The sequence below is a fragment of the Actinoplanes siamensis genome, from assembly GCF_016862395.1.
Lineage (GTDB): Bacteria > Actinomycetota > Actinomycetes > Mycobacteriales > Micromonosporaceae > Actinoplanes > Actinoplanes siamensis.
The window spans coordinates 1-18,854 of the sequence record NZ_BOMW01000100.1 but is presented as its reverse complement, the minus strand read 5'-3'; the positions used below and the strand labels follow the sequence as shown (position 1 = coordinate 18,854).

At 71.6% G+C, this 18,854-nt stretch carries 14 protein-coding genes; 9 read left to right on the top strand and 5 right to left on the bottom strand.

The genetic code is table 11. The features are described 5' to 3' along the window. Positions 1 to 73: 73 nt before the first annotated feature. Complete coding sequence (locus tag Asi03nite_RS36275) at positions 74 to 1,153, bottom strand: RCC1 domain-containing protein (RefSeq protein ID WP_239103186.1); 1,080 nt, start codon at positions 1,151 to 1,153, stop codon at positions 74 to 76. A 128-nt stretch (positions 1,154 to 1,281) separates the two neighbouring features. On the opposite strand from Asi03nite_RS36275, the gene Asi03nite_RS36270 reads away from it, so the two are divergent. From Asi03nite_RS36270 to Asi03nite_RS36260, 3 genes are all read left to right on the top strand, one after another. After that, a complete protein-coding gene (locus Asi03nite_RS36270) occupies positions 1,282 to 2,391 on the top strand; it encodes a glycoside hydrolase family 12 protein (RefSeq protein WP_203685044.1) in 1,110 nt (369 codons plus the stop codon). Between the two features lie 156 nt (positions 2,392 to 2,547). Then, the gene (locus tag Asi03nite_RS36265; protein WP_203685043.1) at positions 2,548 to 3,336 is read left to right on the top strand and encodes an alpha/beta fold hydrolase; all 789 of its coding nucleotides are present in this window, start codon (positions 2,548 to 2,550) and stop codon (positions 3,334 to 3,336) included. Between the two features lie 21 nt (positions 3,337 to 3,357). Then, complete coding sequence (locus tag Asi03nite_RS36260; protein WP_203685042.1) at positions 3,358 to 4,125, top strand: GNAT family N-acetyltransferase; 768 nt, start codon at positions 3,358 to 3,360, stop codon at positions 4,123 to 4,125. A 178-nt stretch (positions 4,126 to 4,303) separates the two neighbouring features. On the opposite strand, the gene Asi03nite_RS36255 is transcribed toward Asi03nite_RS36260, so the two are convergent. Next, a complete protein-coding gene (locus tag Asi03nite_RS36255; RefSeq protein WP_239103185.1) occupies positions 4,304 to 5,767 on the bottom strand; it encodes a flavin-containing monooxygenase in 1,464 nt (487 codons plus the stop codon). A gap of 64 nt (positions 5,768 to 5,831) precedes the next feature. Between Asi03nite_RS36255 and Asi03nite_RS36250 the strand changes: the two genes are divergently transcribed. Continuing rightward, the gene (locus Asi03nite_RS36250; protein WP_203685041.1) at positions 5,832 to 7,025 is read left to right on the top strand and encodes a PucR family transcriptional regulator; all 1,194 of its coding nucleotides are present in this window, start codon (positions 5,832 to 5,834) and stop codon (positions 7,023 to 7,025) included. A gap of 164 nt (positions 7,026 to 7,189) precedes the next feature. On the opposite strand, the gene Asi03nite_RS36245 is transcribed toward Asi03nite_RS36250, so the two are convergent. Together Asi03nite_RS36245 and Asi03nite_RS36240 are read right to left on the bottom strand one after the other, a co-directional pair. Continuing rightward, the gene (locus Asi03nite_RS36245; protein ID WP_203685040.1) at positions 7,190 to 8,389 is read right to left on the bottom strand and encodes an EAL domain-containing protein; all 1,200 of its coding nucleotides are present in this window, start codon (positions 8,387 to 8,389) and stop codon (positions 7,190 to 7,192) included. 289 nt (positions 8,390 to 8,678) lie between these two features. Next, the gene (locus Asi03nite_RS36240) at positions 8,679 to 9,836 is read right to left on the bottom strand and encodes a hypothetical protein (RefSeq protein WP_203685039.1); all 1,158 of its coding nucleotides are present in this window, start codon (positions 9,834 to 9,836) and stop codon (positions 8,679 to 8,681) included. Positions 9,837 to 9,951: 115 nt separating this feature from the next. Between Asi03nite_RS36240 and Asi03nite_RS36235 the strand changes: the two genes are divergently transcribed. The 5 genes from Asi03nite_RS36235 to Asi03nite_RS36215 all read left to right on the top strand — a co-directional run bounded on the left by Asi03nite_RS36235 (position 9,952) and on the right by Asi03nite_RS36215 (position 17,444). Next, the gene (locus tag Asi03nite_RS36235) at positions 9,952 to 11,085 is read left to right on the top strand and encodes a glutamate--cysteine ligase (RefSeq protein ID WP_203685038.1); all 1,134 of its coding nucleotides are present in this window, start codon (positions 9,952 to 9,954) and stop codon (positions 11,083 to 11,085) included. A gap of 196 nt (positions 11,086 to 11,281) precedes the next feature. Further along, positions 11,282 to 12,901: a xylulokinase gene (locus Asi03nite_RS36230; RefSeq protein WP_203685037.1), complete on the top strand. Its 1,620-nt coding sequence runs from the start codon at positions 11,282 to 11,284 to the stop codon at positions 12,899 to 12,901. A 220-nt stretch (positions 12,902 to 13,121) separates the two neighbouring features. After that, positions 13,122 to 13,913 carry a hypothetical protein gene (locus Asi03nite_RS36225; RefSeq protein WP_203685036.1) on the top strand — a complete coding sequence of 264 codons (792 nt, stop codon included), beginning with the start codon at positions 13,122 to 13,124 and terminating at the stop codon, positions 13,911 to 13,913. 154 nt (positions 13,914 to 14,067) lie between these two features. Further along, positions 14,068 to 15,906 (top strand): hypothetical protein, encoded by a 1,839-nt coding sequence (locus Asi03nite_RS36220; RefSeq protein ID WP_203685035.1) that lies wholly within the window; start codon positions 14,068 to 14,070, stop codon positions 15,904 to 15,906. A gap of 767 nt (positions 15,907 to 16,673) precedes the next feature. Continuing rightward, complete coding sequence (locus Asi03nite_RS36215) at positions 16,674 to 17,444, top strand: IS701 family transposase (RefSeq protein WP_203685034.1); 771 nt, start codon at positions 16,674 to 16,676, stop codon at positions 17,442 to 17,444. Between the two features lie 30 nt (positions 17,445 to 17,474). Here Asi03nite_RS36215 and Asi03nite_RS36210 read toward each other — a convergent pair whose 3' ends face one another. After that, entirely contained in the window at positions 17,475 to 18,707 is a 1,233-nt protein-coding gene (locus tag Asi03nite_RS36210; RefSeq protein ID WP_203685033.1) for an MFS transporter, read from the bottom strand. Positions 18,708 to 18,854 lie beyond the last annotated feature (147 nt).

The window sequence follows — 18,854 nt, the reverse complement described above, 5'->3', positions numbered from 1 at the left end:
CGTGCCAGAAAAGCGGCCCATGGCCGGGCCCGGTCTGCGGGGAATGCAGGCCGGGCCAGGCGGATTCCTGCGGTCAAGCGGGAAGTCCGGCCACCTGCACCGGGGTCAGGCGCTGTGTCGTGGTGCCGTCGCCGAGCTGGGCATTCGCGTTGTTGCCCCAGCACCACAGGCCGCCGTCGGTCCGCGATCCGCAGCTGTGGTAGCCGGTGACGAAGTCCTGGGTCCAGGTCGTGCCGGTGCTGACCCGGACCGGGGTGCCGCGGTTGGTGGTGGAGTTGTCGCCGATCTGGCCGGACATGTTGTTGCCCCAGCACCACAGGCTGCCGTCGGTCCGTGAGGCGCAAGCGGTGTTGAAGCCGGCGTCCACCTGGTTCCACGTCGTCACGCCGCCGACCTGGACCGGGGCGGTCTGGAAGGTGGTCCCGGTGCCGAGCTGGCCGTAGCCGTTGTCACCCCAGCACCACAGGCTGCCCCCGGTCTGGGTGGCGCAGTTGAAGGCGTACCCGGCGGCCACATCCGCCCAGCTGGTCCCGGTGCCGACCTGGGCCGGCGCGGTGGACGCCAGCCGGCTGCCGAGGCCGAGTTGGCCGTCGCCGTTGTCGCCCCAGCACCACAGCGTGCCGTCGGTGCGGACGCCGCAGGTGTGGCCGAAACCGGCCGAGACGCGTGCCCAGTTGGAGGCGGTGCCGACCCGCAGGGGGCTGGTGGCGGTGTAGACCGTGGACGGGTCGGTGCCCAGCTGGCCGAGCCGGTTGAAACCCCAGCACCAGAGGCTTCCGTCGGTACGCACGCCGCAGGTGTGACTGTCGCCGGCGCTCACGTTCGCCCAGGTGGTGGCGGTGCCGACGCGTACCGGGGCGGTCCGGCTGGTGGTGGTGCCGTCGCCGAGCTGGCCGCGGCTGTTGCTGCCCCAGCACCACAGCGAGCCGTCGGTCTGCGTGCCGCAGGCGTAGCTGGTGCCGGCGTCGACGGCGGACCAGTTCGAGGCGGTGCCCACCCGGGCCGGGGTGCCGGAGCCGTTGCCCCAGCACCACAGCGCGCCGCTGCGAACCGTGCAGGTCTGTGCGTATCCGGCGCCGACCGCGCCGGCCGGGGCCGCGACCGCGAGCACGCCCAGGACGGCGGTCAGCAGTGTTGCGAAGAGAGCTTTCACGTGTCTCCCCAAAGTCTGCGGGAGCGCTCCCACGGCGCCCCGACAAATTTCGTACCACAAATTTTCATGGTCGTAAATGTGTTGTAACGTCTACTGGGAGCGCTCCCATGCCTCGAAAGGAGCTCCCCATGAGACGCGCACTCCTCGCCCTCGGCCTACTGGCCACCACGGGTGTCACCGGGCTCGCCCTGGCGCAACCCGCGCAGGCCGACACCCAGATCTGCGAGCAGTACGGCTCGACCACTGTCGGCGGCCGCTACACGGTGATGAACAACCGCTGGGGCACCAGTGCCCAGCAGTGCATCAACGTGACGAGCAGCGGCTTCTCCATCACCAGCCAACAGGGTACCGGCAACACCAGCGGCGCCCCGGTCTCCTACCCGGCGATCTACTACGGCTGCCACTACACCAACTGCTCGCCCGGGACCAACCTGCCGATGCAGGTGTCCGCGATCAGCAGCGCCACCAGCAGCATCAGCTACAACTACGTCTCCGGCGCCACCTACGACGCGGCGTACGACATCTGGCTCGACCCGTCGCCGCGCAAGGACGGCGTCAACGCGCAGGAGATCATGATCTGGTTCAACCGGCAGGGCTCGATCCAGCCGATCGGGTCGCGGGTCGGCAGCGCCACGATCGGCGGCCGCACCTGGGACGTGTGGCAGGGCAGCAACGGCTCGAACGCGGTCGTCTCCTACGTGGCGCCGTCGCCGATCACCAGCTGGAGCTTCAGCGTCCTCGATTTCATAAACGACGTGAAGAACCGCGGCGCGATCACCAGCTCGTGGTACCTGACCAGCATCCAGGCCGGATTCGAGCCGTGGATCGGCGGCGCCGGGCTGGCCGTCACGAACTTCTCCGCGGCGGTCAACGGCGGTGGCGGTGGCGGGACCAGCTCGCCGCCCCCGCCCACCGGCAACACGGCCTGCCGGGTCACCTACGGCACCAGCGTCTGGAACAACGGTTTCACCGCCACGGTGACCGTGGCCAACACCGGCAGCAGCGCGATCAACGGCTGGAGCCTCGGCTTCACGCTGCCCGGCGGCCAGTCCATCACCGGCTCCTGGAATGCCGCGCTGACCGGCTCGTCCGGCGCGATCACGGCACGCAACGCGGCGCACAACGCCGCCATCCCGGCCGGCGGCAGCACGTCGTTCGGCTTCCAGGGCACCTACAGCGGGTCGTTCGCCAGCCCGTCGGCGTTCACCCTGAACGGCACGGCCTGCAGCCGGGGCTGAGACGGGGCCGGGCCCGGCGAGCCGCCGGGCCCGGCCCACACCGGGTCAGAGCCTGCCGGCCCGGTTGCCCTGAGACGTCCGCCGGAAACGGAACAGCGTGTCCGGCGGCGGCCGGACCGGCACGTTCGACAGCGGCTGAGTGGGTATGGGCAGACGGTGCCCGATCTTCGATTCCACAGCCGCCGCGTGACGGCCCGCGGCGTACCCACGCACGATCTTCATTCCGACGGGCCCGGCGGCCCGCCGATCGTGCTGATCCACGGCCTCGCGGTCTCGCACCGCTACCTGATGCCCGTCGCCCGCGCGCTCGCCGGCCGGCATCCGGTTCTGATCCCCGACCTGCCGGGCTTCGGAAAATCCGGAAAACCCGATCGGGCGTACGACGTGAGCCGGCACGCCGAACACCTGGCCGCCTGGCTGGACGTGCTGGGACTGCCCCGGGTCTGCGTCGCCGGCCACTCGTTCGGCGCCGAGGTGGCGGCCCGCCTCGCCGTGCTGCGTCCGGATCTGATCGCGGCGATCGTGCTGGCGAGCCCCACCACCGACCCGGCCGGCCGCTCCCGGCGGGCGCTGATCGGCCGCTTCGCCGTGGACCTGCTCGTGGAACAACCGTGGCAGGCGCCGGTGCTCGCCCGGGACGTGGCGGATGCGCGGCCGTGGCGGGTGCTGGCCACGGTCGGCCACTCGGTGCGCAACGCGATCGAGGACGACCTGCGCCGGCTTCCGGTCCCGCCGCTGGTCCTGGGTGGTGCGCTGGACCCGATCACGCCGCTGCGCTGGCGCGCCGAGGTCGCGGCGATGTCCGGCGGCGTGTCCGTGACCATCCCGTCCGCGGCGCACAACGTGCTGACCACCTCCGCGCGTCGCTCGGCCGCGGCGATCACCCGGCATCTGCGTGCGACCACCCGGGAGTGGGCCCGGTCTGGCACGCTGCCATTCGCATGACATTCGGTTGGAGGTCCGACTTTGATCAGCACCGGAGCACCCATCAGCGGGGACCGGTCGGCGGCGTCGTTGCTGTCCCTGCTCGACCTGATCGTCGCGACGTCGCCCGGCGCCTGGGCGCGCTCCGGCCGCAACGGCGACCGCCTGATCTCCAGCGGAGCCACGCTGGGCACCTGCAACGGCGTGTTCCCGGTCGGTCCCGAGGCGGATCCGGCGGACGTCGCGGAGTTCGCGGCGCTGGGCCATGACCGGCCGTGGAGCGTCTTCTGCCGCCGCGAGCCCAGCCCGTCGCTGCGGGCCGCCGCGGCGGCACACGGGCTGACCGCCGCGTACCGCTCCCCGGTGCTCGGCCTCGGCGCCCACCCGATCTCCCTGCCACCCGGCGGCCCGGTGGTCCGCCGGATCAGCGGCGCGGACCGGTCGTTCTACCTGGACGCGCTGGCCGGTGCGTTCCAGGCGCCCCGGGAACTGTTCGGCGGCATCATGTCCGCCGCGGTGCTGGGCGCGCCGGAGATCAGCGCCTACGTCGTGCAGGACCGGGGCGTGCCGGTCGCGACGTCGCTGGGCTTCCTGGTGGACGGCCTGGTCGGCGTCTACAACGTGGCCACCGTGCCGGCGGCCCGCCGGCGGGGGTACGGCCGCCTGGCGACCCGGGTGGTGCTGCGGGACGCGTTCGCCGCGGGGGCGGACGGGGCGTATCTGGTGTCCAGCGAGGAGGGGCTGCCGTTGTACGCCTCGATGGGCTTCCAGCACATCGAGGACTGGGTCTACCTGACCGCGGAATCGTGACCGTCGTAGTCGGCAAGATAGCCTCCTAGGAAGCGAGCGGCGGTGCGATCGACCGGCGAGGCCGCCGCGGACCGGATTGCGCCGCGGCGGGGGAGCCGACGCCGGAGGGGACCGGTGTGCCGTGGCTTCCTCCAGCGGGACCCCGGCGCAGGCCGGGGCCCTGGTCGCGGGATTTTCGTCAGGCGAAGTGCAGTTCCGGGTCGGTGACGTCGTCGGCGCGCAGCAGCTTCACGTCGGAGTGGTAGTTCATCGAGGTGAGCCACGGCATCCGGTCGCCCTGCCGGGGCAGCTGGTCGACCGCCCGCCGGATGTAGCCGGCGCCGAAGTCGAGGAACGGGCGGGTCGGCATCGCCGGGTCGCCGACCTCGGGGCGGCACACGGTGTGCCCGTTGTCCCGCATGTGGCGCAGGATGCGGCAGAAGTGCTCGCAGAGCAGCCCGATCTTGAGTGTCCAGGAGGAGTTGGTGTAGCCGATCGCGAAGGCGAAGTTCGGCACGCCGGAGAGCATCATGCCCTTGTACGCGACGGTGTCGGCGAGCCGGACCGGAACGCCGTTCACCTCGATCGGGACGCCGCCGAAGGCCTGCACGTTGAGTCCCGTGGCGGTCACGACGAGGTCCGCCTCGAGGTGTCGCCCGGACTCCAGCCGGATGCCGTCCTCGGTGAAGTGCGCGATCCGGTCGGTGACCACCGAGGCCTTGCCGTCGCGGATGGCGCGGAACAGGTCGCCGTCGGGGACGGCGCACAGCCGCTGGTCCCACGGGTCGTACGGCGGGTGGAAATGCTCGTCCACCGGGAAGCCGGCGGGCAGTTGCCGGGCGTTGACCCGCCGGATGAGCTTGCGGGCGGCGCCCGGGAACCGGCGGCAGAACGACCAGAAGGCCTTCTGCTGGGCGATGTTCTTGCGCCGGGTCAGGGCGTAGCCGCGCCGCGGGCCGAGCCATTTCCGCAGAGCGTTGGCGATCGGGTCGTGGCGGGGGACCGGCATGATGTACGTCGGTGTCCGCTGCAGCATCGTCACGTGTTGCGCGGCGCCGGTCATCGCGGGGACGATCGTGACGGCGGTGGCGCCGCTGCCGATCACCACGACGCGTTTGCCGGTGTGGTCGAGATCCTCGGGCCAGTGCTGCGGGTGCACGACCGTGCCGCGGAAGCGGTCGCGGCCCTCGAAGTGCGGCGTGAAGCCCTCGTCGTAGCGGTAGTAGCCGCCGGCCGAGAAGATCCATCCGCAGGTCAGGGTGATCGGCTCGCCGTCGCGCAGCACCTCGACGGTCCAGCGGGCGTGCTCGCTGGACCAGGACACCCCGGTGACCTTGTGGTGGTAGCGGATGTGCTGGTCGAGGCCGTTCTCGGTGGCTGTCTCGCGCAGGTAGGCGAGGATCCGCGGCGCGTCGGCGATGGCCTGCTCGTCGCGCCAGGGTTTGAACTCGTACCCGAAGGTGTGCAGGTCGGAATCGGACCGGATGCCGGGGTAGCGGAAGAGGTCCCAGGTGCCGCCGGAGGCGGCGCGGGCCTCCAGGACGGCGAAGCTGGTGTCCGGGAGTTCGGTCTTCAGGTAGCGCCCGGCGCCGATGCCGGAGATCCCGGCTCCGATGATCAGCACGTCCAGATGCTCGGTCACCACGTCCAGATGCTCAGTCACGTAGTACAGGATCGGTGTCCCGGACGGGTTGCGCCAGCGCGAAACGCACCAGCATCATCACCTGATGGTGCACAATGCCGCATGGCCGCCGGTCTCCGCGCGGGTCGCCGAGCTGTTCCGGCGGGGCGCCGAGGCCGCGCTGGAGCCGCCCGCCGACTGGCTGGAAGGGCTGCACGCGGCCTCGTTGAGCGGGGATCGGATGCGGCCGGTCGCGGACGATCCGGTGCTGGTCGCGGCGGTGCGGCGGAGCAATGTGGCGAATCTGCGGCAGTGGACGGCGGCGAACGTGCGGCAGCCGGGGGTGCGGGTGCCGGCGCATCTGGGGCCGGAGGTGTTGGACACCGCGCGGGATCTGGTGCGGCGGGGTCTGGACCAGCGGGCGCTGGACTCGTACCGGACCGGGCAGGCGGTGGCGTGGCGGCGGTGGATGCAGATCTGTTTCGGGCTCGGCGCCGGTGCGCAGGAGTTGCAGGAGTTGCTGGACGTCTCGTCGCTGTCGATCTCGACGTTCATCGAGGACACGATCGCCGCGGTGTCGGAGCGGATGGAGGCCGAGCGTGCTGAGCTGACGCGTGGGGCGCACGCCGAGCGGCGGGCCGTGGTGACGTTGCTGCTGGAGGGTGCGCCGATCGGCCGGGCGCGGGCGGAGGCGCAGTTGGGGTACCGGTTGACCGGGCCGCACACGGCGGCCATCGTCTGGGACGCGGCGGCGGACCGGTTGGAGGCCGCCGCGGAGTCGTTGATGCGGGCGAGCGGCGCCGGTCACCGCCTGACGATCGTGGCGGGGTCGGCGGCGTTGTGGCTGTGGCTGCCGGTGGAGGCGGTGCCGGACGTGGCGGATCCGTCGGTGCGGATCGCGATCGGCCGGCCGGGCGCCGACGTCGACGGGTTCCGCCGCAGTCACCTGGACGCGGTGCTCACCCAGCGCATGCTGACCCGGCTCACCTCGCCGCGGCGCCTGGCGCGGTACAGCGACGTGCAGTTGGTGGCGTTGCTGACCGCGGAGCCGGCGCAGACCGACGAGTTCCTCGCGGACACGCTGGGCGCGTTGCGGCACGCGGACGCGGAGACGCGCGAGACGGTGGCGGTCTACGTCGGGGAGCAGTGCAGCACGAGCCGTACGGCGCAGCGCCTGTTCACCCACCGCAACACGGTCCTGCGCCGGCTGGCGCGGGCGGATCGGTTGCTGCCGCGGCCGCTGGCCGAGAACGTCCTGGGGGTGGCCGCGGCGCTGGAGGTGCTGCGCTGGCGTGGCTGACGGCCGGTCCGGTGCGGGGTGATCCGTCCGAAGACGACAGTAGTGAAAGTCACGCACAGGAATGAATCGAGCACGTAGGGGTACGATGCATGCACCGGCGGCGCGGGGGCTGAGCTTGGCGGCCAGACGCCGTAGCCGCCGGTCCTACGTTCCCGGGTGCCGGGTCAGGGCAGGTCGGCGGGGCGTGCCAGATGGTAGCCCTGGCCGTAGGCGATGCCGATCTCGGTCAGCCGGTCCAGTTCCTGGACGGTCTCGATGCCCTCGGCGACCAGATGGGCGCCGATGCCGGTGGCGAAGTCGTTCAGGCAGCGGGCCAGCGCGGTCTTGACCACGTCGGTGTCGACGTCGCGGACCAGGCTGATGTCGAGCTTGATCAGGTCGGGGCGCAGCCGCAGGATGTGCCGCAGGCTGGCGAACCCGGCGCCGGCGTCGTCGACGCTGAGCCGGATGCCGGCCTGGCGCAGCGCGCGCAGCGCTCCGGTGAGCTGGTCGTAGTCGCTGACCTGCACGTGTTCGGTGACCTCGACGTTGAGCCGCGGGCCGGCGTGCGCCAGCAGGGTGTCCAGCACCTCGGCGTCGAGCAGTGCGTCGGCGGACAGGTTGACCGCCAGCCAGGCGTCCGGCGGCAGGTCGGGCAGGCGGGCCAGGGACTGGCGCAGGGCCAGCAGTTCCAGTGGCACGTCCAGGCCGCACAGCGACGCCGCGGCGAACGCGCGGTCCGGGCCGGCGAAAGCGTCGAAGCGGGCGAGCGCCTCGTAGCCCACGGTGGTCCGGTTACGCAGGCGCACGATCGGCTGGAACACCATGCGGACGGCGCAGTGGTCCAGGATGTCCTGCACGGTGCGGCGGGCCGAGGCGACGGTGTGCCGCTGTGCGGCGAGCGGCCCGCTCATCTGGTCGCTGATCAGGTCGGCGATCAGGCCGAGGTAGCGTACGGCCTGCTGGTCCAGTGCCGGGTCGGGGTGGCGGCTGGCGCAGCAGAGCATGCCGGCGGTGGTGCCGTCCGGCGAGCGCCACGGCACGCCGGCGTACGAGCCGATCGCCAGGTCGAGGGCGGCCGGCAGGTCGCGGGTGACCGGATTGCGCCGCACGTCGCCGACCACGTCGGGCAGCGTGCCGGCCAGCACCCGGACGCAGAACGAGGTCAGCAGGTCGGCGCCGCCGCCCAGGGGCAGGTTCATCTCGGCGACCGCGCCGGTGGCCGCCCAGATCCGCAGTTCCTCGGCGCCGATCGCGGACACCCAGGCGGTTTCCACCCCGAGGTGGTCCCGCACTTTGTCCAGCAGCCGGTCGACCTCGGTCAGTCCGGTCCCGTCCGGCCGGTCCGTCGTCGTCGCGCTGGTGGATTCGGCTGCTCGTACCATCGTCTCTCCTTGCCCGGCACGCCTTGCGGCTGGCTGCTCCTTCGGCGCGACCGGGGCGAGCCTGAGAAGAATCCGACGCCGAATGCGATCACCGGATGTGCTGGTGGCGTCGTTCGATCGGGGTGACCGCGCGCCCTCGGGACGGGAGCTGCCGGAGGATCGTGCTGCCGGCGGTGGCCGGCGTGGGATCAGCGCGCGAGCGGCAGGGCGACGCCGCCGGCGCATGTCTGGTTGCGCGGCCGGGTCCGTGCCGTGTTCGCCGACGCGCCGGGCGGTCGGGCCGGGGTTGTCACGGCTGGTAGAACAGGTCCAGGAACCTTTCCGTCGCCGTCGCCATGATGCGCCGGGCCTGCTCCTCGCCGATGCCGCCGGTCAGCGTCACCCGGACCACCAGGCACAGGTCACGCTCGCAGAAGTGGGCCAGCGCCACCGCGGGCCGCTCGCGGTAGAGCACGCCGCCGTTGTCGATGTCGGTCGCCGGTGGCGAGAAGTAGGTGGTCGCGTGCCGTACGCCGGAGCGGTCCGTGACGGTCGGGCAGTCGCGGCCGCGCGTGCGCACGGCGGTGATGAGGTCGTCCGGGACGGGCCCGCCCGGGCCGATCGCCACCTGGACGGTGGGCGCGCCGGGTCCCGCGGCGAAGGCGCGGTACGCCGCGGACGCCGGGACGGGGAAGCGTACCGGGTTGCCGGAGCAGTCGTACTCGGTGAAGGACCCGGGCCCGGTCACCACGTGGTGCCCGGCCGGCAGGTCGGCGGCGCTGATCAGGCCCCGCCGCAGTTCCCGGGCGGTCAGCGGGGCGCTGATCCGGGCCAGTTTCCGTGCCGCGGCCTGGACGATCTTGACGAACCGGGCCTGGTTGCCGCCGTCCTGGGTGACCACCAGTGACACGTCCCCGGCGGCGGCCGCGGCCGCCAGCCGGCGCGGCACGGCGCCGGTCGCCGAACGGCTGCGGGTCACGACGCCCGCCGCGGCGCCGCCGAGCCCGGGCAGCGCCAGCCGGGACTGGGTGGTGGTCCAGCCGCCGGAGGTGCGCGACGGGCAGGTGGCCGGCGCGCCGGCCACCAGGCCGACGATCTCGCGGGCCCGCTGGGATCCGACGGCGGCGATCGCGACGGTGGTGACGCTGCCGTCGGTGTGCCGGAACGTGCGCCGGCTGGTGGTGACCGGTCCCGGGATCTCCTGCGGCATCGCGCCGCACAGGTCGGTGCCGAAGACCGGGAACTGCTGCTGCTGCCCGGCGCTCTGCCCGGCGACGGTGTAGCCGGGCGGCAGGTCGGCGGCGCTGATCAGCCCCCGGGTCAGCTGCGCGGAGGTGAAGTAGTCATCGCCCAGCGGCGGGGACGCGGCCGGCGCCGGGACCGCCGGGCCGGCGGACGCGTCGCCGGGCCCGGCCAGCCCGGCGAACAGGACCGGGACGGCGCAGGCCGCCGCGATGATTCGTCTCACCGGCTCAAGGTAGGCGGCCGCCGGTCAGCATGTGCGCGGATAGCGAACTTTCAGCGCCCGGCGGCGGGCGCCGCCGATCTGATCGGCGGGCCGCGAGCGTCCGTAAGGTTGGCACATGGGTATCGACTTCGCCCCATCGATCAGATCGCGTCTAGGGATCGAGTGGGAGATCGCCTGCGTCGACCACCGCAGTGGTGAGCTGGCGCCGGCGGCCCCGGAGCTGCTGTCGGAATTCGGCGCCGCGGAAAGGTATCCGCTGGTGACGAGCGAGTTGCTGACCAACACGGTGGAGCTGGTCAGCGCGCCGCACCACCGGGTCCGCGACGCCGTCGCGGACCTGGTCCACCTCGTCGAGCGCGTCGGCGCCGTCGCCGAACCGCGCGGCGTCGACCTCATCTCGTCCGGCACGCACCCGTTCAGCCAGTGGTTCCAGCAGCAGGTCACGCCGGGCAAGCCCCGTTACGACACGCTCATCGACCGCACCCGCTGGTGGGGCCGGCAGATGATGATCTGGGGCGTGCACGTGCACGTGGCTGTCGAGGACCGCCGCAAGGTGCTGCCGATCATCGACGGGCTGCTCACCTACGTGCCGCACTTCCAGGCGCTGAGCGCGTCCAGCCCGTTCTGGGCGGGGGAGAACACCGGGTACGCGTCGAACCGGGCGCTGATGTTCCAGCAGCTACCGACCGCGGGGCTGCCGCCGCAGTTCAGCGAGTGGGCGCAGTACGAGGCGATGGTCGCCGACCTGACCCGCACCGGGGTCATCGAGGAGCTCAACGAGCTGCGCTGGGACATCCGGCCGTCGCCGAAGTGGGGCACGATCGAGGTCCGTACCTTCGACGGGATTCCCACCGCCCGCGAGATCGGCGCCGTCGCGGCCCTGACCCAGTGCCTGGTCGAGCACCTGTCCCGCGAACTGGACGCCGGCCGCGAGGTGCCGCGGATGCAGCCGTGGTTCGTGCGGGAGAACAAGTGGCGGGCCGCCCGCTACGGCCTGGAGGCGATCATCATCCAGAACGCGGCCGGCGACGAACGCCTGGTCACCAGGGATCTTGAGGAGCTGCTGCCGGCGCTGGCGCCGATCGCCGAGGCGCTGGGCTGCGCGGCCGAGCTGCAGAGCGTGCGCGAGGTCGTCGAGCGCGGCGCGAGCTATCAGCGGCAGCTCGGTGTCGCCGCGGCCCACCAGGGAAGTCTCAAGGCGGTGGTCTCCTCGCTGGTGCGCGAGCTGCGCGAGGGGAAGCCACGCTGACGGCGTACCCGCGGAGCGTCTTCCGGCTCGGTGGAAACCGGGACCGATCAAGCGGCATCGATCTCGCCCATGGCCTCGGCGAGCCGGTCGCCGTATCCTGTTAACGACCCGCCCGGCTCGGCGCGATCATGGCTGCTGAGCTGGGATGTTAACGCTCACCCCGGCCATCGCCGGCCGCTACGCTTGAGGTAGAAACATGACCATGACGGATACGGGTGAGCGGCCGCGGGCCGGCGTGCGTGAGGCGATCGAGCAGGGGCGCACCGCGCTCGGGATCGAACTGGGATCGACCCGGATCAAGGCGGTGCTGATCGGCCCTGACCACGCGGCGATCGCGACCGGCGCGCACGACTGGGAGAACCAGTTCGTCGACCGGGTCTGGACCTACTCGCTGGACGCGGTCTGGTCCGGCCTGCAGGCGTGTTTCACCGCCCTCGCCGCGCAGGTCCGCGAGCGCTACGGCGTCGAGCTGCGCACCGTCGGCGTGCTCGGCGTCTCCGCGATGATGCACGGCTACCTGGCCTTCGACGGCGACGGTGAGCTGCTGACCCCGTTCCGCACCTGGCGCAACACCAACACCGGCGCCGCCTCCGAGCAGCTCAGCGAGCTGTTCGGGCACAACGTCCCGCACCGCTGGAGCATCGCCCACCTCTACCAGGCGATCCTCGACGGCGAGGAGCACATCGGCCGCCTGGCGCACCTGACCACGCTCGCCGGCTACGTGCACTGGAAGCTGACCGGCCGCCAGGTTCTCGGCGTCGGCGACGCCAGCGGCATGTTCCCCATCGACGTCAGCACCGGCGGTTACGACGCGCGCATGCTGGCCCGGTTCGACGAACTGGTCGCCGGCCGGGGCGTGCCGCTGAAGCTGGCCGACCTGCTCCCGGCCGTGCTGCCCGCGGGCGAGCCGGCCGGCACGCTCACCGCCGGCGGCGCCGCGCTGCTCGACCCGAGCGGCACGCTGCAGCCGGGCGCCGCGCTCTGCCCGCCCGAGGGCGACGCCGGCACCGGCATGGTCGCCACCAACTCGGTCGCCCGGCGCACCGGCAACGTCAGCGCCGGCACCAGCATCTTCGCCATGATCGTCCTGGACGGCCCGCTGAGCCGGATGCACCCCGAGGTCGACCTGGTCACCACCCCGGCCGGCGATCTGGTCGCCATGGTGCACTGCAACAACGGCGCCAGCGAGCTGAACTCCTGGGCCGGCCTGTTCGCCGAGTTCGCCGCAGCGCTCGGCGTGCGGGCCGACAACAACACGATCTTCGAGACGCTGTTCCGCTCGGCGCTGGCCGGCGCCCCGGACGGCGGCGGCCTGATGGCTTTCAACTACCTCTCCGGCGAGCCGATCACCAAGCTGCACGAGGGGCGGCCGCTGTTCCTGCGCGAGCCCGGCAGCACCCTGGACCTCGCCACCTTCATGCGCACCCAGCTCTACTCCGCGCTGGCCACGCTGCGCATCGGCATGGACGTCCTGCAGAAGGCCGAGTCGGTCCAGCTGGACCGGATGTTCGCCCACGGCGGCCTGTTCAAGACCGCCGGCGTCGCCCAGAACCTGCTCGCCGCGGCCATCAACACGCCGGTGTCGGTGGGCGACCTGGCCGCCGAGGGCGGCGCCTGGGGGATCGCGATCCTCGCCGCGTTCCTCACCGAACGCAATGGCCGCACCCTTGACGAGTTCCTCACCCAGTCGGTCTTCGCCGACGCCCGGCTGGACACCGCCGCGCCCGATCCCGCCGACGTCGCCGGCTTCGAGGCGTTCATGCGCCGCTACCGGGCCGCCCTGCCGATCGAGCAGGCCGCCGTGGAGCACAGCTAGCCCGGCTCCGGTGAAAGGCGGCGGGCCAGGATCCGCGAGTCCCGGCCCGCCGCCTCGGTCCTCCTCCGCGCGCTGCTTCTCCGCGTCGCCCCCCATCGCCAGGTCCAGGGCCAGCACACTGCTGATGATCAGGAGCGGGCCGACGCCGCCGGCCCGAAAACCTCGGGAAGCGTCGCCGCCGGTCGATAGAGGGGGGTCACCCGCCAGAAGGGAGGTCACCATGCTTGCCGAGTCGTCTGCAGCCAGTGCCACCACTCACCCCGTCGACTGGTGGCGGCAGTTCCAGACCGCGTCCGAGCGGTTCGACGAGGCGATCCTCACCACCGGCCTGACCGAGCTGCTGCTGCCGAAGATCACCTCACAACTGCTGCAGCGGGAAGCGGACATCGCCGCCGACGTCACGATCCTGTACCGCAACAAGCCGGCCAGCGAAGGCATCCGCGACCGTTACGAGGGCGCCCGCAACCGGCTCCGCGAGACGATCAGCCGGCTGGAGGAGCGCGACGTCGACCGGGCCGTGCTGCTGGAGGCCGAGGCGGTCTGCTGGGTGATCGACGGCGACTACGCCCGCGCCGCCGCCGAGGTGGAGCCGCGGGTCGGCGGCGTCGTGCTGCTGCGCGTCTTCGTGGCCGCGCTGCGGGTCGCCCACCTCGACGTCAACGTGACCGCCCAGCTGCTCAACTCCGGCCGCACGCCGGCCGAGGCCATCTACGCCGGCAAGATCGTCGGCAAGTACGGCTACTGGCCGGACTGGCTGCGCGACCTGGTCGTCGAGCACGCCCAGGCGGGCACGCTGACCGACGAGTTCGTCGCCGCGCTGGACCTGTGCGCGTTCGCGACGCTGCGCTCCACACAGGCCCGGCTGGCCCGGCAGCTGCTGCGCCGCGAGCCGGCCGCGATCCGGTCGGCGGCGCGGATCCTGGAGGCCGTCGGCGAGGCCGACATCGCGGTCCGGCTGCGGGAGGGCGACATGGGCGCGGTCGCCTTCGCCGCGCGGTTCGCCTCGGTGTGAGGCCCCGGTGTGGCCGCGCCGGTCGATATGCCGCGCGGCGCGGATCCGGACGAGGCGCCGCGCCGGCCACGACCGTACCCCCCATCGGCCTTCTGATTGTTGCGGCACGCCTGCGGGGTCACCCCGGCGTGATCGAGGATGATCGAATGTGCCCATGAAAACGAGAACGTTGTGGGGGGCCCTCGCGCTGCTCGTGTCGATGCTGGTGGCACCGACCGCCGCGCGGGCCGCCCCACCGGCGCTGCCCGGGGGCAAGGCCAACTGGGTCGTCTCGGTCGGGGGACTGAACAACAACTACGATCCGCGCAACTGGGTGCGGCTGGGCTACTACGTCTTCAACGCCGACGGCACCGCGGAGACCAACTTCTGGTCGTGGAACGAGGCGGACAGCCCGGAGCGGATCAACACGGTGAAGGCGAACTGCGACGGCGCCGTCCCGCACTGTTACATCCGTACCGTCGAGGACTTCGACGGCAGCCCGACCGGCGGCTTGCGGGGCAGCTTCGACTACGACGCGTCCGGTCGCCTGGTGGTGACCTGGAAGACCGACAAGAGCGGTGCGGACATCACCGACCTGCGGGAGACCTGGAACCTGCAGACCGGCCTGGTGGGCGGCAAACTGGCCCGCATCACCAGCCCGACCTACTACACCAACTCGGGCACGGCCTCGGACCCGGACGTGCCGGACCCGGTGGCCGGCGAGTTCAGCAGCTACAGCGCGACGTTCGGGATCGGGTACGGCAGCACCACCGGCTTCGGCTCGGACACCCGCGCCAGCATGAGCGACCTGGTCAACGACAGCCGGTACAACACCGTGCCGTACCGCGGCACGTTCGTACGGGTCAACAACGGGTCGCTGGACCGGGAAGGGACCGGCGGCAACTGGACCTTCAGCGGCGCGCAGGGCGACAACAACGCCAACCCGTGGCAGAAGTGCGCCGGCGCGGAGTGCCTGGGCTTCGTCCAGCACGCGACGTCCTGCCGCAGCACCGAGGACCCGCCGAACGCCGACAAGGACCGGGCCCGGTACCTCGCGGAGATCGGCGGCGGGCGGCGCAACACCGAGGAGTACTGGTGCATGCTGCTGGCCTCCGGCGCGGACTGCTACGTCTACAACTCGCACCCGCGCCCGATGCTGCAGATCATCGACGACGACGGCACGTTCCAGGGCTGGGTGGGCGCCGAGGCGTTCAGCCACGTGAGTACGTCGACGGGCAAGCCCGACGAGGCGTGGAACCAGTACTACTGGGGCATCTTCGACACGGTGTCCCCGGACGCGCAGCCGGCGATTCCGCCCAGCGGCTGGAACGGCAGCCAGGCGGTGCCCCGGTTCACCGTGCCGGACGGCGCGAACGTCGCCACCGGCGACCTGCTGTGGGCCACCGGCGCCCTGCACTTCTCCGGCCGGAACTTTGTCGCCGGCGGCTGCCACTACGTCGAACTGCTGGCGGTCGGGACGGACGGGACGAGGCAGCGGGGCACCTCCAGCCCGCTGTGCGCGGGCGTGGAAGCCGACGGAACACGGGCCTTCCGGGGATCGTTGAGCTTCGCCCAGAACCCGGCGAGCGTCGTCATCACCTACTGGAACGCCGGCAGCAGCGGCGCCAGCTACTCGCCCGGAAGCACGCTGAACTGCACACCGGCCGGCTGCACCAGCGCCGACCGCAAGCCGTTCCGGATCGTCTACGGCGCCAACGTGGCCTCCGGATCGGTGACCTGGATCGGCCCCACCGTCCAGTTCGAGGGCAACAACCACGTCGCCAGCGAATGCCGGTACGTGGAGCTGACCGCCACCGGCTCCGACGGCACCGCCCGCAAGGCCAGCTCCAGCAAGTTCTGCGCGAGCGGCGGCGACCGCACGTTCGGCCCGCAGGTGATCGCCGACGTCGCGGAGGGCACCGACGTCCAGATCACCTACTGGCAGGGCGCGACCGCCACCGGCCCGTTCACGCTGAAGGCCTCGGCCACCTGCCGGCCGACCGGCTGTCAGTAGCCTCCGTGTGCCGCCCGGCGCCTCGTACCGACATCGGACGACGGCGCCGGGCCGCGCCGGAGTGATCGCAGGGGACTTGGATCCCGACTCGTTCGCGGTACGGATCTGCAGCCTTTACGCTATTGAGCGCGCCGGGCGGCAGGCCCGATTCGTGAGGTTCTCCCCAAGCGATGTCCGTCGCCCGGCGCCCGGACCGCTACACGAGAGATCAGGCATGCTATCGGCGGCAAATGCGTGCACCCCTAAACGCGGATGGCACGAAATGCGTAGCCGAGACTTACCCTGTGGTCAGGTTCGTGACGAGTGTACGTAGCCATGGCTGGCTAAGCGCGGGGTCTCGGCCGATGGCATGGGAGACGGCCCCCACCTGCTCGGCCGTCCCCGAAGATCCCGCCCGTCCGGCTGCGCCGGCCTGCTTCTCCGGCACGCCGCCGATCGCTCCCGAGCCGCGACTGCTGCTCCAACCGAAAAGTCGACCGGACGGCCGTCGGCACCGGCCCGGGCAGGCGCCGGAACCGCACGTCCTCAGATGCCGGCCGGCTGCCCGCCGTCCGTAGCCGGGGAAACTGGCATCGAGAGTACGGACGTGGGCTTCGAGAAGCACAAACGCTGGGTGCAGGTGGGCTCGGTCGATGGCCACGGGAGCACAGTTCCGGCGCGGTCGAGGGCAAGGTGAATCGGATCATGATGCTTAGAAGGCATGTACGGGCGAGCCGGGTTCGACCTGCTCCCCGGCCAGGCCGAGATCCGGTACCCGGACAGACAACTTGCTGCCCATATCCCTCTGTGCCAGACGCGACCGGGCCGGTATCGGCGACGACGTGCGGCACCGAGCGAAATGGCGCCTCCCGCTGGACATGCTCGATGAGATGACCGGCACCTGGGGGCTGCCGAAGCTGCCCGTGGTCGCCGGCTCCGGCTACGGCGATTGCGCCCTGTTCAGGCACGGCCTGGCGAAACGGGGCCTGCACTATGTGGTCCAGATCGACCCGGCCGCCACCGCGCATCCCGCGCCGGCGACCCCCGCCACCGCGCCGTACGCCGGACGCGGCCGGCCACCGCGACCCGCCTACCCCGACCGGCCCGTCACGGTCAAACAGCTTGTGCTGGCCGCCGGCCGTGCCGGCGCCCGACCGGTGACCTGGCACCACGGGAGCCGACGCACCAAGAGCAACACCACCGCAGGGATGCGTTCACATTTCCTACGGTTGCGGATCCGTCCCACCGACCGCGACGGCGGCACCCTGCCCGACTGCTGGCTGATCGCCGAGTGGCCACCCGAGGCCGACGAACCCGTCAACTACTGGCTGTCGAACATGAGCGCCCGCGCCAGCCTGAAATCCCTCACCCGGTACGCGAAGCTGCGCTGGCGCGTCGAACACGACTACCGAGAACTCAGAACAGGCCTCGGGATCGACCACTTCGAAGGCCGCTCCTTCATCGGCTGGCACCGCCACGTCACCCTAACCGTCCTGGCCCAGGCCTTCTGCGCCCTGCTACGCCTGGACCTGAAAGCGGATGCGCCAGGTGTTTCGTAGTGCATCGGTGTTGCGGGCGTGGCGTCGGGTTCAAGATGTCGTGCCGTGATCGACAGTTATCGATCGAAAGCGCCACAGCAGGAGAAGGTCGTAGGTCGCCTTGGCCGCTCCGGCGAGTACGAGCGGTGCAGCAAGGTTGCCGTTGGCGAGCAGCCAGCCGGCGAGCGCGGGTGTCGCGGCCGACGCCAGGCTGCGGGGCACGTTGGTGACGCTCGCCGCAGCGGCCCGCTCTTCGGAAGGGACGGCGGCCATGACGAGTGCTTGCCGGGCCGGCACGTCCATCTGAGACAGCACCGATCGCAGCAGCAAGAACCCGATGGCGATCCCGGCGTGTGGCGCGAGGGCGGCGAGGACAAGGAAGCAGTTGGCCGGGAGATGGGTGTAGACCATGGTGCGGACCAGCCCGACGCGCCGGGACAGGCGAGGTGCGAGGAACTGTGAGAACGCGGCGAGAGACCCGGCGCAGAAGAACAGGGTGGCTGTCGAGGTGGTGGAGAAGTCGAACTTGAGGTGCAGCCAGACGACGAGCAGTGACTGGATGACGAGGCCTCCGCCGGCGGCGTCCAGGCTGAACAGGGCGGCGAGCTGAACGACGACCGTCCGTGAGCGTTCGAGGGGTTTGGTGTGGGTGGACGGTCGCGGCTCGTGACGAGGCAGGCCCCGGTAGACCAGAGCGGCGACCGCGGCGACCGCGACGTAGAGCAGGAAGCCGACGCGACCGGTGATGGCACCGGATACGAGCGCGCCGAGCGCGCCGGCGAGGTTGCCGCCGACGTTGTAGAAGGCGTACAGACGGGTACGGGCAGTGCCGGTGGCGTGGCCCGCGAGGAACGCTTGCTCGGTGGGGAGGAACACGCTGACGTCGCCGGCGGACGGGTTCAGGGTGCCGACGACCGCGATCACCAGGAGAGGGACTAAGGCGGTGACCGCGAAAAAGCCCAGTCCGGTCGCGGCCATGAGCGCGCTGGCGGCGAGCAGGAGGGTGCGGAAGCCGACCCGCACGCCGGTGAGACCGACCAGGAGCGTCAGCGCGGCCGAACCGACCAGGGTGCCGGTGACGATGACGCCGACTTGCAGCGGCGTGAATCCGAGCGTCACGAGATGGTGGGCGAGCAGGATGCTCACGAACCCGTCGGCAAAGCCCCGCAACGTTCGTACGACCACCACGCGACGAGCGTCGGGATGCATCCACCTCAGCCGGCTACGCAGTTCCCGCCGGGTACGACCATTGACCCCAGCCCCATTCGAGATCACCTGATCCACCCTCTCACACCGTTCGTCTTCCGGCCCGGTGCGGCGGGCGCTACGCCGTACGGATGAACCGGTCAGGTGATGGCGGCGTCGGATATGTGCGCGGCGGCTATGGGGCTGCGGGCCGTCCAGAGCACGACCATCGAGTGGTCACTGCCC